13 protein-coding genes and 3 pseudogenes are annotated in these 12,705 nt (G+C 67.0%); 9 read left to right on the forward strand and 7 right to left on the reverse strand.

Annotated elements, in window-relative coordinates:
* Positions 1 to 17 precede the first annotated feature (17 nt).
* Positions 18 to 1,382 (reverse strand): glutamate decarboxylase, encoded by a 1,365-nt coding sequence (locus AB0H86_RS05435; protein ID WP_362433222.1) that lies wholly within the window; start codon positions 1,380 to 1,382, stop codon positions 18 to 20.
* 322 nt (positions 1,383 to 1,704) lie between these two features.
* On the opposite strand from AB0H86_RS05435, the pseudogene AB0H86_RS05440 reads away from it, so the two are divergent.
* Positions 1,705 to 1,866 (forward strand): annotated as a pseudogene (locus AB0H86_RS05440) (IS5/IS1182 family transposase); the annotation flags it as partial.
* 130 nt (positions 1,867 to 1,996) lie between these two features.
* Here AB0H86_RS05440 and AB0H86_RS05445 read toward each other — a convergent pair.
* Entirely contained in the window at positions 1,997 to 2,674 is a 678-nt protein-coding gene (locus tag AB0H86_RS05445; RefSeq protein WP_362433224.1) for a DUF4232 domain-containing protein, read from the reverse strand.
* A gap of 410 nt (positions 2,675 to 3,084) precedes the next feature.
* Here AB0H86_RS05445 and AB0H86_RS05450 point away from each other — a divergent pair, with 410 nt between their 5' ends.
* The 4 genes and pseudogenes from AB0H86_RS05450 to AB0H86_RS05465 all read left to right on the forward strand — a co-directional run bounded on the left by AB0H86_RS05450 (position 3,085) and on the right by AB0H86_RS05465 (position 5,298).
* Positions 3,085 to 3,306, forward strand: coding sequence for a type II toxin-antitoxin system VapB family antitoxin (locus tag AB0H86_RS05450; RefSeq protein WP_180989643.1), 222 nt, complete (start codon positions 3,085 to 3,087; stop codon positions 3,304 to 3,306).
* Positions 3,303 to 3,713, forward strand: a complete 411-nt coding sequence (locus tag AB0H86_RS05455) for a PIN domain-containing protein (RefSeq protein ID WP_362433227.1) — start codon at positions 3,303 to 3,305, stop codon at positions 3,711 to 3,713. Before AB0H86_RS05450 ends, AB0H86_RS05455 begins: the two co-directional genes overlap by 4 nt.
* Positions 3,714 to 3,789: 76 nt before the next feature.
* Positions 3,790 to 4,171: pseudogene (locus AB0H86_RS05460) on the forward strand (flavodoxin family protein); the annotation flags it as partial.
* A 656-nt stretch (positions 4,172 to 4,827) separates the two neighbouring features.
* The gene (locus tag AB0H86_RS05465; RefSeq protein WP_362433229.1) at positions 4,828 to 5,298 is read left to right on the forward strand and encodes a zinc-binding dehydrogenase; all 471 of its coding nucleotides are present in this window, start codon (positions 4,828 to 4,830) and stop codon (positions 5,296 to 5,298) included.
* Positions 5,299 to 5,362: 64 nt separating this feature from the next.
* Here AB0H86_RS05465 and AB0H86_RS05470 read toward each other — a convergent pair whose 3' ends face one another.
* On the reverse strand, positions 5,363 to 5,995 hold the full coding sequence (locus AB0H86_RS05470; protein WP_362433232.1) for an HAD family phosphatase: 633 nt from the start codon (positions 5,993 to 5,995) through the stop codon (positions 5,363 to 5,365).
* An 82-nt stretch (positions 5,996 to 6,077) separates the two neighbouring features.
* Positions 6,078 to 7,280: an MFS transporter gene (locus AB0H86_RS05475; RefSeq protein WP_362433234.1), complete on the reverse strand. Its 1,203-nt coding sequence runs from the start codon at positions 7,278 to 7,280 to the stop codon at positions 6,078 to 6,080.
* An 89-nt stretch (positions 7,281 to 7,369) separates the two neighbouring features.
* Here AB0H86_RS05475 and AB0H86_RS05480 point away from each other — a divergent pair, with 89 nt between their 5' ends.
* The 3 genes from AB0H86_RS05480 (at position 7,370) to AB0H86_RS05490 (ending at position 10,222) form a co-directional block, all read left to right on the forward strand.
* Positions 7,370 to 8,131 carry a DeoR/GlpR family DNA-binding transcription regulator gene (locus AB0H86_RS05480; RefSeq protein WP_362433236.1) on the forward strand — a complete coding sequence of 254 codons (762 nt, stop codon included), beginning with the start codon at positions 7,370 to 7,372 and terminating at the stop codon, positions 8,129 to 8,131.
* 438 nt (positions 8,132 to 8,569) lie between these two features.
* Positions 8,570 to 9,429, forward strand: a protein-coding gene (locus AB0H86_RS05485; protein WP_362433702.1) for an IS5 family transposase whose coding sequence is annotated in 2 segments (ribosomal slippage) — positions 8,570 to 8,923 and positions 8,926 to 9,429 — 858 coding nt in all. Because the reading frame shifts where the segments join, the coding sequence is not laid out codon by codon here.
* 238 nt (positions 9,430 to 9,667) lie between these two features.
* On the forward strand, positions 9,668 to 10,222 hold the full coding sequence (locus AB0H86_RS05490; RefSeq protein WP_362433239.1) for a hypothetical protein: 555 nt from the start codon (positions 9,668 to 9,670) through the stop codon (positions 10,220 to 10,222).
* Positions 10,223 to 10,252: 30 nt separating this feature from the next.
* Here the strand turns inward: AB0H86_RS05490 and AB0H86_RS05495 are convergent, their stop codons facing one another.
* Entirely contained in the window at positions 10,253 to 10,642 is a 390-nt protein-coding gene (locus AB0H86_RS05495) for a hypothetical protein (protein ID WP_362433242.1), read from the reverse strand.
* A gap of 358 nt (positions 10,643 to 11,000) precedes the next feature.
* A complete protein-coding gene (locus AB0H86_RS05500; protein ID WP_362433245.1) occupies positions 11,001 to 11,249 on the reverse strand; it encodes a transposase in 249 nt (82 codons plus the stop codon).
* A 545-nt stretch (positions 11,250 to 11,794) separates the two neighbouring features.
* Between AB0H86_RS05500 and AB0H86_RS05505 the strand changes: the two are divergent.
* Positions 11,795 to 12,123: pseudogene (locus AB0H86_RS05505) on the forward strand (hypothetical protein).
* A 112-nt stretch (positions 12,124 to 12,235) separates the two neighbouring features.
* Here AB0H86_RS05505 and AB0H86_RS05510 read toward each other — a convergent pair.
* A complete protein-coding gene (locus AB0H86_RS05510; RefSeq protein WP_362433248.1) occupies positions 12,236 to 12,469 on the reverse strand; it encodes a hypothetical protein in 234 nt (77 codons plus the stop codon).
* Positions 12,470 to 12,705 lie beyond the last annotated feature (236 nt).

Below are 12,705 nucleotides of genomic sequence, written 5' to 3' on the forward strand. Positions count from 1 at the left end.
CGTCGCCCGCCCCTGGGTCAGTAGCCGGTACCGCGCTTGACCTTGGCCCGCTCGGTCCCGTGGGCCGCACCCTTGTCGTCCAAAGTGCGACACGCGTCGGCGATGTCCTGGCTCAGACGGTCGATCTGCTCGCGGCTCAGGGTTTCCTTGACCAGGGCACGGAGGATCTTCACCCGCTCCGCGTTGGGCGGGAGCGTGTATGCCGGCACCATCCAGCCGCGCTCGGCCGACAGCTGCCAGGCGATGTCGGACTCGTCGTAGGCGTTCTTGCCGGCGAGGCGGAAAGCGACCAGCGGCAGTTGCTCGAGGTCGCTGCCGATCACTTCGAAGCGGCCGCCGCTGCGCAGGTTGTCCGCCAACGCGCGGGTGTTCTCCTGCATCGTCTCCATGACGTAGGTGTAGCCCTGGCGGCCGAGCCGCACGAAGTTGTAGTACTGCGCGAGCACCATCGAAGCGCCGGTCGAGAAGTTCAGCGTGAACGTCGCGTCGGTCTTGCCCAGGTAGTTCTCGTAGAACACGAGGTCCTCGGCCAGGTCGGACTCCTCGCGGAAGACCAGCCAGCCGATGCCGGGGTAGACCAGGCCGTACTTGTGTCCCGAGACGTTGATCGAACGGACCTGCTCGAGCCGGAAGTCCCATTTCGAGTCCGGGTAGAGGAAGGGCCATACGAAGCCGCCGCTGGCGCCGTCGACGTGGATCGGGATGTCGAGGTCCCGCTCCTTGCGGATGTCCCGCAGGAGTTTGTCGATCCCGACGACGTCGTCCTTGTGACCGGTGAACGTGGTGCCGAGGACGGCGACCACGCCGATCGTGTTCTCGTCGAGGTGGGGCTCCACGTCCTCCGGGCCGATCGTGTACTTGTCCTCGGCGAGCGGCACGATCCGCGGCTCGACGTCGAAGTAGCGGCAGAACTTCTCCCACACGACGTGGACGTCCCCGCCGAAGACCAGGTTGGGCCGGTCGACCGACAGGTTGGCCGCCTGGTGGCGCTCCCGCCACTTCCACTTCAGCGACAGCGCGCCGAGCATGATCGCCTCGGACGAGCCCTGGGTTCGACATCCGGTCGCCTTGCCCGGCGCGTGGAAGAGGTCGGCGAGCATGCGCACGCAGCGCTGCTCGATCTCGGCGGAAATGGGGTACTCCGCATGGTCGATGAAGTTGCGGTGGAGATTCTCGGCGATGATCCGTTGCGCCTCCGGCTCCATCCAGGTGGTGACAAACGTGGCGAGGTTGCGCTGCGGGTCGCCCTCCATGGCGAGGTCCTCACCCACCAGCCTCATCGCGTCCGTCGCGGCCATGCCTTCCTCGGGGAAGGTCTCCGAGGGAGCGGGCACGGTCAGGAATCGGTTACCGAAGAGAGCCCCGTCGTCGCGCTTGGTCATGAAAAGCGATTCAAACAGTGACGGATCCTCCCCCGGTGGGGGACACACCGAGACGGAACAGCGAGCCGCCGATCACGAACGAGACCCCAGCCGCCAGGGTGAGCCGCGACACGTGACAGGCCCGGCCGACCACAGCCACGAAGCGCACCGGACGGACGTGCCAGACGAACGTCTACGGTCCGGCCAGGTGGCCTCTCCCAAGGAGGTCCGGTCGGCGCATCGTGCCCAGACGGGGATCACTCAACGCGAGTACGACGCCTACATGGACGGCGCCACCAAGCGAGCGGTCTGACCTTCCCCTGACACCCACGACAGTCTCGGCCTGCAGCCGCTCGTGCGTGGGATCCCGCCCATCCGCTCCCGCCGCGGCCCTCGTCGGCGCCGTCCGGCCAAGCTGCATGCCGACAAGGGCTACGACTACGACCACCTCCGGAAATGGCTGCGCGAACGCGGCATCCGGCCCCGCATCGCCCGCAAGGGCATCGATGCTGCGGAAGCGCCCAGGCCGAAGTCGCCGAGGCTGGATGCTTCGCCAAGCACTGGCGCTTCGGATCGTGAAGGCCAGTGGCGGCTCGATACACCACAACTACCAGCCACCGGGCTGGCCGCGACCCCTACTTGGTCGTGTGCGTGGGGTAGACCTGAACATCGGTGTAGGCGCCCTTGATCTCTCCCGCGCCCGCGGGCCACTCCAGGCTCACGGAGTGGGTCTCGTTGGGGGGCGTCACCAGGATGTTGGTCGGGCGCGTGAGGCTGTCGCCGGTGTTGTCGATGTCGTAGGCCAGGTTGAAGACAGCGGCGTCGCCGGACTTCAGGGTGGTGATACGCGGCTGGGCCTGGCCGCGCTCGATGGGGTTCGAGGTGTTGTCGGTGTCCTTGATGTCGACGCCCGCGAAGCCCGTCACCGAGCAGGTGGCCGAACCCCGGTTGATCATGGTGATGTCGATCCTGCCGGAGGCCTCGTCGGTCGCGGCGTCCCTGGCGTCGATGGCCAGGTCCTGCGTCTTGCAGAACTCGACCTTGCTGCCGGTCTCCGTCGCGCCGTTCGCGGCGCCGGCGTTGGCCTTGGTGTCCTGTCCGGAACCCGTCTTCGTGTCGTCGGACTCCGACTGCGAGCTGTCGGAGTCCGAGCCGCTCTCCGCCTTCGAGCCGTTTTCCGAGGACGACGAAGACGAGGAAGAGGAGCCCTTGGAGGACGAGTCCTTCCCGGAGTCAGTGCCGCCACAGGCGGTGAGCGAGAGGGAGGCGGCAACGCCGATGGCGGCGAGAGCGGCGATGCGGGTGTACTTCACGGTGTTCCCCCAGAAGGAGCGCGGTGCGTGTGGTCTGAAGTATTTGTATCTCGCACCGAGTTACAGGCCGTCCTCCACGACGTCTTCGTTCTGTCACAGGCGGCCGACGCAGCAGATCACCGGGCTCCTCGGCCACGACCTCGTCGGCCTGCGCGTTCAGGTCCTGAGGAACGCCGTCATGCCGTGCTCACGGCATTAGGGCACGTGCCAGGGACGTGCAATGGCTACTCCGCTCCCTCGGCGCTATGGCCCAGGACACGTTGCGCCGGAACGGCGACCACACCGACATGCGTAGCAGCTTGCTGCAACCGCGACTGCACATGCCGGGATCCGGCACTGAAACGTCGACCCGTGAATGTTGGTGACGTATTCTTCTATGTACATCACCAACATTGTGCGGGAGGTGTTGCATGTCTGTGACCCAGATCGACATCGACGACGACGCCCTGGAACGTGCCATGGCTCTGGCCAAGGTCAGGACCAAGAAGGAGGCGGTCAATCTCGCTCTGCACTTCTACGCCGAGCAGCAGGAGCGTGCGGCGCGCATCAGCCGTCACTTCGAGCGTGCGCGTGAGTGGGGTGCCGTCGAGGACGCCGAACGCCTGCACCGAGCGGAGAAGCACAGCCGGTGATCTACCTGCTCGACACGTCCGGCCTGGTCCGGCTGCTCCGCGATCCAAAACTGCAATCGGCCTGGCACGACGCGATCGACGCAGGAGCCATCGCGTCCTGCTATGTGCAGCGCGCCGAGTTTCTCCACAGTGCCCGGAACGGACGCGAGTACGACGAGATCGCGGAGATGTTCACCGACCTCTACCCCGACGTCTCGGTGCCGAAGAACGCGGGGCGCTGGATCAGCGCGGTGCAACACCGTATGGCCCAGGCCGGGGAGCATCGCAGTGCCTCGGCTGTGGACCTCGTCATCGCTGCCACCGCGGCCCACCACGGTCTGGCCGTCCTCCATGACGATGCCGACTACCGCGCTGTTGCCCGGCACGCATCCGACCTGACCGAGCACAACATCCACGAGGTGGCCTGAGCCGCGTTGTCGCCCGACAGGTTGACGACACCCGTCCCGACGGTATGCGGTGCGGCGCACCCGCCAAGGGGGTTCCTGCTCCAGCCTGCTCAACGGCGAGGGACAGTACGCCTATTACGGCCGCGTCGGGGGCTGCCTGATCACCGGCAATGAGGACGGCGTCAAGCACTGCGCCATGAACGTCCTCTACAGCGTGCAGCATCTGGGCTACACCATCCCGCCCCAGGCGGACGCCGGATGGATCGGCGAGGCAGGCCCCGGCCCCTCCTACCTCGACCCAGGCTCGGGCGGCCCGGAGAACGACTTCACCAACCGCAACACCACCTTCATGACCTGGAAACCTGCTGCACCTGGCCTGGGCGCTGAAGGATCTCGGAGGCATCCCCGCCTACGGCAACCAGCGCACCGCCTGGGACGCCGGCTGCCGCCGCGACTACGAGAACCCCGAGCGCCGGTAGCGAGATGCCGAAGACAAGTCGCTACCGGCCGCAGGGTTGGGCGCCACCCGGTGGATCGCGACGCCGAAGATGAGCCGAGAAACACGTGCGGGAGCGGCTGAAGCCTGTACTGACTGTCGGAGCGGCTGCGCTGTCTGAGGCCACCGCTCGTACCCGTACGGCGACGCAGCGCATCGGGTAGCTGCCCCCTTCCCCAGAGCCGTTCCCACCCGGGTTCTGGCGCAGTCCGATCCGCGGACCCTGGCCCTCGAAGCCGTCTCCGGCGGGACCCTGCTCCGCCTGGTCCATCGCGACCTGCCCTCCCCGGAGGCATGCGCCGCGTACGAGGGGGGCGGGGCGACTGCGTTGGCGCAGCTCGCCATTGCAGCGCAGGACGGCGATCCGGGCGACGACGTCTGGGTGTGAGCCGCCGAGGCGTGGTCCGGCATCGAGCCGTACGCACCGGTCTCGACAACGCCCGACGCGTGCGCGGGGAGCCCCGGGCGGCCCGGGGCTCCCCTTCCGTGGCGGCCGCTTCCCAACACCACGGAGCTGCCCGCCTGTTCGGAGACGAGCAGAACGAGAGTGGCACGCTCCGCGGCGGGTATCCCGGGACCCGCGCGCCTGGTCAGGATTTCGTAAGCGTTCCGGCGCCACCGCCGGGGGAGTCCCTTCTGGTGCACGGCGCCGCGGGCGGCGTCGGATCGATGGCCGTCCAGATCGCGGTGGCTCGCGGGGCGACAGTGCTGGGTGCCTACGCGGCTGATCGCGCCGAGTTCCTACGGGGCCTCGACGCGACACCGGTCGGCGACGACGAACAGGTCACCGAGCGGGTCCGCACCATCGTCCCCGGCGGGATCGACGCGGTGTTCGACACCGTCGGCCGAGGCATGCTCGCGCGCGCGACCGCGGCCGGACACGACGTCACGCGCTATGCGTCGACCGTCGACATCACTGATCCCCGCACCCGCCCGGTGTTCGCGCGGCTGGTACCCGCAGACCTGCACGCGGTGACCGAACTCGCCGCACGCGGCCACCTCCTCCCGCACGTCGGAGCGGTTCTCCCCCTGTCCGAGGCAGCCGACGCGCACCGCCTTGCCGCGACACGGCACGGCAAGGGACGCATCGTTCTGCGGATCGGTGCTTGACGGAATCCCGCGTCATCCTCCGACGCCGTGACCTGGGCATGCTCACGGTGTCTCATGTCAGGTGTCACTTCTCCGCGGGTCGTCGAGCGGGCAACCAGGTGTCGATGACGGCTGCCAGTTCGTCGCGATCGGTGAAGACGTGTCCGTTCATACCGGTGGCCCGCGCGGCGCGTACGTTCTCCTCGCGGTCGTCTACGAAGAGGAAGTCGGCCGGGGCGGCCCGCATGGTGACGACGCAGTGATGGAAGGCTGCCGGGTGCGGCTTCGCCGCTTTGATCTTCCCGGAGAAGGCCACGTGGTCCAGATCGTGCAGCCAGGGCTGCGCGGCGAGGAAGGCGTCCGCGTGGTCCGAGGGGATGTTGGACAGCAGGGCGACCTCGGCGACGTCGCGGAGGGACAGGGCGTAGGCGACCATCCGGTCGTCGACGCGTGACCAACTGTCGATGTCGGTGACGCGCAGTTCCTCGATCGTGTCGGCGTCGACGGACAGGGACAGCCGTCGCAGTACGGCGCTCCAGTACTCGGGCGCGGACTGCTGACCGGCGTCGTAGGGCGGGCGGCAGGTCCAGTAGGCCGTGGTGAAGGCTTCGGTGGGTGTGTGACAGCGGGCGGCCATCTTTTCCAGGGCGCCCGGGCGTTGGTGGCGGGCGAGGACCCCGAAGAGGTCGAACAGCACGATGCGTCGGTCGGTGGGCATGGTGAGGGTTCCTCCGGGTTCTGACGGCCGGGGCGAGAGGAAAAGCCTGTGCGGCACGGAGTGAGCCGTGCCGCACAGGCGGTCAGTGACTGCCGTGTGCCATCTCGCGCGTGCGGTCGGATTCGGTGCGCAGGATCCGGGCGGCCACAGCGGTGATCGCGCACAGCAGGGTCAGCAGTACGAAGGTGTGGTTCAGGGCGACGAAGTGGGTCAGCCAGCCGATGACGGCTGGGCCGGCGAGCATGCCGACGTAGCCGAGCCCGGCGACGCGGGAGACATTGGCCCCCGCGGCGGAGGGGTCGGCGTGCCCGGCCGCGCTGAACAACTGCGGGACACAGCCGGACAGCCCCAGACCGAACAGCGCCCATCCCGCGAACGCGGCCCAGATCCACGGGGAGGCGGCCACGATCGTGATGCCGACGGCAGCCGTCGCCGCGCCGTATCGCAGGATCGCCATGGACCCGAACCGGGCGACGAGGCGGTCGGCGAGCAGCCGGCCGATGGTCATGGTCGCCGCGAAGGTGCCGTAAGCGAAGGCGGCAGTGCTCGCGGGTGCTCCGAGGACGTCCTTCAGGTGCAGCGCGCTCCAGTCGTTGGCGGCTCCCTCGCACAGCATGACCATCAGAGCCAGGGCGGCGAGGATCCAGATGCGCCCGCTGGTGCTGCGGCGCTCGGCGGCCGGCGCCTGCTCGACCTGCCCCGCGGAATCGGTGTCGGCGGCCGTGGGTACGGCCGGCAGCAGTGCGCGTGCCGACACCAGGGCGATCACGATGCCCAGGGCTCCCATGGCGGCCATGCCCGCGGCAGGGCTCAGACCGGCGCTCGCCGTGGCCGCTCCGACGAGTGCGGCGAGCACACCGCCGACCGAGAACGTGGCGTGGAAGGCCGACATGACGGGCCGTCCGTACGCCTTCTCCACGTGCACGGCGTGGGCGTTCATGCTCACGTCCAGGCAGCCGTTGCAGAAACCGAAGACCAGCAGGGCACCTGCCAGCGTCCACGGCTCTCGGGGAAGGCCGGGCAGCACCAGGGCCACGCTGCACAGCACGCCGGTGGCGGGGACGACTGTGCGCGCCCCGAGAGAGTCGGTCAGACGCCCGGCCACCTGCATACCGATGAAGGCCCCCAGCCCCAGCAGCACCAGCAGTCCCCCGAGCGTCGCGTGACTGATGCCCACGCGCTCCTCGATGGCGGGGATGTTCACCACCCAGGTGCCCATCAGAGTGCCGCACAGGCTGAAGTAGACAAAGGTCGCTACGCGGGCGGCTCGAAGCGAATGATTCATGAAAGCCACCGTAACGAACATCAATCGCGATTGAATACTGTCACTTCACACACATTGAATGTTCGTTTCGTGTGGTGTTCAATCGCGGCATGAGCAACGCAGACCGGCACGGGATGATCGCGCAGGCCGTCAGAGAGTCGGGAAGGATCACGGTCCAGGAACTCGCCGAACTGACCGGCGCCTCCGAGATGACCATCCGGCGCGACCTCGACACGCTGGCGGCGCAAGGCGTCCTTGAGCGCGTCCGTGGCGGGGCGCGCACTCTGCTGCTCAGGGGCGAGGAGCCGCCCTTCGCGCTGCGTGCTCACGAGGCCGTCGATGCCAAGCGCCGCATCGCGGCGGAGGTGTCCTCGCTCATCGCCGACGGCGAGACCGTCCTCCTCGACAGCGGCACCACATGCCTGGAGATCGCCCACCTGCTGCGCCGACGGCCGGTCACGGTGATGCCTCTGTCATTGCAGGCCATCCATGTACTCGGCGAGGGCCCGGGCCCGGCCACGCTGATGGTGCCCGGCGGGCAGCCTCGCGCCGCCGAGGGAGCCCTCACCGGCCCCCTCACTCTCACGTCCCTGGCAGCACTGCGCTTCGACACCGCCGTCATGGGCTGCTGCGGTCTCAGCGCAGCTCAGGGCCTCACCGCCTACGACCTCGACGACGCGGCCGTGAAGAAGGCCGGCATCGCCTCCACGCGCCGCATCATCGTCGCCGCCGACGGCAGCAAGCTCGGCCACACCGCCTACGCCCACGTCGGCCCCGCCACACTCCTGCACACCCTCGTCACCGACACCACGGCACCCGCCGACGAGGTCACCGCACTCGAAGGCACCGGCATCGCCGTCAAGGCCGTCTGACAAGACGTGAGCCGACGTCTTCCGCCAAGAGCGGGTCGGGCGGCCGGCTGCCTCAGGCCGAGCGACTGCACGCCGCCCGGCAAATCGCCCTTCGCGCACGTGACTTGGATCCCATTTGCCCAACGCAGAGGGCGCGCCACCCCCAAATTGGACCAGGCAACAAACAACCCCCAGGCCGTTGACCTGGGGGCGATTTTTGGAGCGGGTGACGAGAATCGAACTCGCACTCTCAGCTTGGGAAGCTGCGGTCATTTGAATCTGCATTTGGCGCTGACCTGGGCAAACTGTCGAGTCGCGGCCTCGTCGGGCTGCACTACTTTCCCCGTGATTCCCCCTTGCTCCCCGCTCCATCTGGTGCGCTTGTGGTGCGAGCCCTCGTCGGCGTCGCCGCTAGGGTCCGTCTTCAAAGATCGCTGGATGGTGGATCATGGTGGGGTGATACGCCGTCATGAACTCACCGATCAGGAGTGGGAGTTACTCGCTCCTCTCATACCGCGGGCAGTAACAGGCCGCCCGCGCGTGGAGGATCGGCAGGTCGTCAATGGGATGGTCTACAAGATCCGCACCGGGATCTCCTGGCGCGACCTACCGGAACGTTATGGCTCATGGCAGACGGTCTACACCCGCTTCCGCCGCTACGCCCTGGACGGTGTGTTCACCCGAGCTCTCCAGCAGATCCAGGCCCGCGCGGACGCGGGCGGCGACATCGACTGGCTCGTCCAGATCGACTCCACCATCGTCCGCGCCCACCAGCACGCCGCTGCGACGGGAAGAAAAGGGGGATCCACCGACCGGACGAACCGGACGATCACGCCCTCGGTCGATCCCGAGGCGGACTGACCACCAAAGTCCACCTCGCCTGCGACGGCCGCGGCCGACCCCTCGCCATCCTGCTGACACCCGGCCACCGCCACGACAGCATCTGCGCACGCCCCTTCCTGGAACGGATCCGGGTCCCCCGCACCGGCCTGGGCCGCCCCCGCTGCCGACCCGACCAGGTCGTCGCCTACAAGGCCTACAGCTCCCGCGGCTTCCGCGCCTACCTGCGCAAACGAGGCATCGCGTGCACCATCCCGGAGAAGAACGACCAACAGCGACACCGTCACAACCGTGGCCGCCACGGAGGCCGGCCACCGGCATTCGACCGCCAGATCTACCGCCGACGCAACATTGTTGAACGCTGCTTCAACCAGCTCAAAGGCTTCCGTGGCATCGCCACCAGATATGACAAGACCGCCACCTCCTACGAAGCAGCGGTCAGTCTGGCGTCATTCCTGCTCTGGGCAAGATCCGTTTGAAGACGGACTCTAGCACCTCTCAATTGTGAGTTGCGCCGCATTGGAAGCTATCGTCCTGGTGAGACAGGGGGGACTTGTGGCGAACGGGTTACTGAGGCGTGTGGAGTCACGACTTGCGAGGCAGCGAACCAGGCTGAACCGCGTCCGGGCGCGCAGAGGGCGTCCGGAACGGTGGTGGCGGCGGACCCCGTGGGTCGGTATCGGCACCGTCCTCACTGTCTTTGCAGGTATCGGAAGCGTGGCTTTCACAGGCGTCGCCACGTACTACGGCGCTCGGGTGTCACAGGATCAACTGGACCAGTCGATAGAGGACTCCGAGCGGGAAGCGCGCAGTCAAGCGACGCAGGTCTCGTTCTGGTTTGAAGGCCAAGGGACAGAGAACCTTGTGCTCCACGTGATGAACAGATCGCCTGACCCGGTCGGTGCCTCCCAAATGAGGTTCCAGCTCCGCATCTTCTCGGCGGATGAGTCGGAGCCGGACACGATGGCATCAGCGCAGATCATCCTCGACCCCTTGCCGCCGTGCTCTCTCCAGACCATCGAGCCAGGCCAACTACGGACACGTAGTGCGGACGGCGAGCGGGCCAAGTTGCCACGCCGGATCATGTATGTCACTGACCGGTACTTCGCGTTTCGCGATCGGAACGGCCGTGGCTGGGGGCGGCTCGACGACCGGCTTGTCTCGATGAAGGCGCTCGCCAAGTACGAGCCAGTGCACAACAAAGTGGCGGTGGAGCTCGTAGGGACGCCGAAGAGAATCTCCGCGCCTGAGTGCGGGGACAACGCGAAGTGACGAGGTGGCTGAGTGGCGGCCTGGCAGCGCTTACTCCTTGCGCAGTCGGGCGCAGGAGTACGTTGCGTTCGTCGACAGGTTGTAGTTGCAGACCTCGAACCACACGCTTTGCACGCCGGGATACTCCACGCTCCCAGTGCCAGCAGTGCCAGCGTCGACGGTCTTCCATTTGTCGATCGTCGCGCTTCCGTCATGCATCCGCAGAATGGCACCGTGCCCGTCGCTGTAATACGACGTCACACCACCGCCTCTGACGTAGGCGGTGTAGGCGCCAGAGCCGTCGGGCTCGTATCGGTATTCCAGTCTTGCGGACCCCGCTGCCGCTGGATCCGTCGTCACAGCGGTGTAAAAAGCCCAGGCGTTGGCTTCCGCTGAGCCCGCAAAGCCGATGGTAAGTGCGGTCGCGCTAGCCGCAGCCATGACCGCTGTCCGTATCCGCATGATCGCCCCTCGCAGTCGATAGCTGACCTGCTCATCATGCGCACGGCATCGAAGTCCCTACAGGGAAGGAACCGGCCATTCCCCAGTAGGGGGTGGCGCGTCACCGTACGGACGGCGTATCGACTGGCCGTAACCCCTCCCTGAGCCGTAACCGACCCTGCGCGCCCTGAGTGCACAGTTCGCGCACTGTGCGCAGTATCCTTGCCGCCGTTCCTGACCTGGGGTGCGATGAGCAGCGCAGCCGCCGGCCTGGTGCCGGTCCCAATCGGTCAGCCGGAGCCCGGATCCGAGCGCGATCGGGCGTTGCGGCTCTGGGCGGAGCACGGACGGGACCGCCCTACTCCCATACGGGTTCCCGAGGATGTGGACTGGCCGCGGCACGGCCTTCAGCCGAGGTGGCTGGGCATGGAGAGCAGTGGTCGCGCCAGGAGATACCAGTCCGGATCTTGTAGACCATCCCGTTGACGACCTGCCGGTCAGACACACGCGGCCGGCCAGTGACGGCCCGCGGTATCAGCGGAGCGAGTAACTCCCACTCCTGATCGGTGAGTTCATGACGGCATATCACCCCACAATGATCCACCATCCGATGATCTTTGAAGACGGACCCTAGTGCTGCGACAGGAGTTCACTTCCTGCGACGCTTGCTAGCTCGCTTCTTCAGTTCGGCCTGGCCGCGCTTCGTCCAGTCGCCTTGATGGAGGTAGCAGCCTGCCGTGCCCTTCATCGTCTTGTTCTGACAACGGTGCCCAGCCGCGGTCGGCCAACCGCACTTGCCTTGCTTCCACTCACCCACCGTCCACCCCCGGTAGTTCGCTTCACGGGCCGGAGCCCAGCGTGCACTTCCTCGCCCGTCTCGGGGGAGGGCGCATGCCTGACTGCATGGAAGCTCCACGCGCACGCGAGTCGGTACAGCCGGTGCACGGTCTCGTGTGCACGCTTTCCAACTGTGGTGGTGCCCCGCTTGGCCGCGTACAGGGCTGTTCACCTACATTCATGGGCGGTCGATCGTGGGGGCGGCTACCGGCTTCGGTCCGGCCTGAACGGCCGTGAACGGCGCTGAATGAGACGGAAACTGAGACGGAGGGCGGGGCCTGGCTCGCTAGCATCGTCGCTGTTGAAGGGGGAGCCATGGCACTGGTCCGCAAGGGATCACGACGGATCGTCGTCGACGGCATGACCTACCGCTGGCGTTTGCGAGGCCGACCGACGTACTTCCAGGGCCTGGCCTGGTCGCCGTGCACGTTCGCGGTCGAGCATGTGGCCACCCCAGGCACGACGCTCGTGGTCACCACCGACCAGCCGCATCCGAGCAACTGGATCGGTCGCGAGGCTGAGCTGCACTGCCGTCTGGTGTTGCCATGGCGGTACGGCTCGCCCTGCGTGAGGGTTGGACCCCGACGGCTTCGGGCTCCTCGTTCCACCTGGACCGGTCCGCCGGCTTCACAGCCTCGTTTTGAGCGGGAGCACCGCCTTAGGAGTTCGATCAGGTCGCCTCTGCGGTGGGATGCTGCGGGGCCTGAATCGACACCAACGATCGCCGGAAACTGCCGGCGTCCGGCGCTGTTGATGTCAGTCGTGGATGTCGGATAGCACCACACGGTCTGGTTCTGGACGGCGGTAGACGGCGCGGTCGATCCCGGGCTCCAAAGCCCGGGAGATGGTCACGTAGCACGGGTACTCAGCGTCGCCTACCTCCATGAGCGCGAACTGATCGACGTCGTGGTCGGCAAAGCGATGGAGGTACTGCAAGAAGAGCACCAGCTCCTCATCGGAGAGCGGTTCGTCGTGTCGGTCGTTTCGCACGCCCTCACCTTAGGGCTGAGCTCGGCACCGACCTCTTCGTCCCGAAGCAACTTGGGCTGGGGTGCTGCCTTGGTTGCAGTCTTCTTCACCTGCGCTGATGGTCCGTAGACGTTCGCGCTTGTCCGCTGTTGTTCGTGGACGTTGTCACGCAGTTAGACACTCGATGGGCCTGCACACCATGGAGGCTGCGGCGCGAGCAAAGGCCCATCAGCGCTCTTGTCGACGAGCGCCAGTGC

Origin of the sequence: Streptomyces sp. NPDC050997 (assembly GCF_040660135.1) — a bacterium.
In the GTDB taxonomy this organism is placed as follows: Bacteria; Actinomycetota; Actinomycetes; order Streptomycetales; family Streptomycetaceae; genus Streptomyces.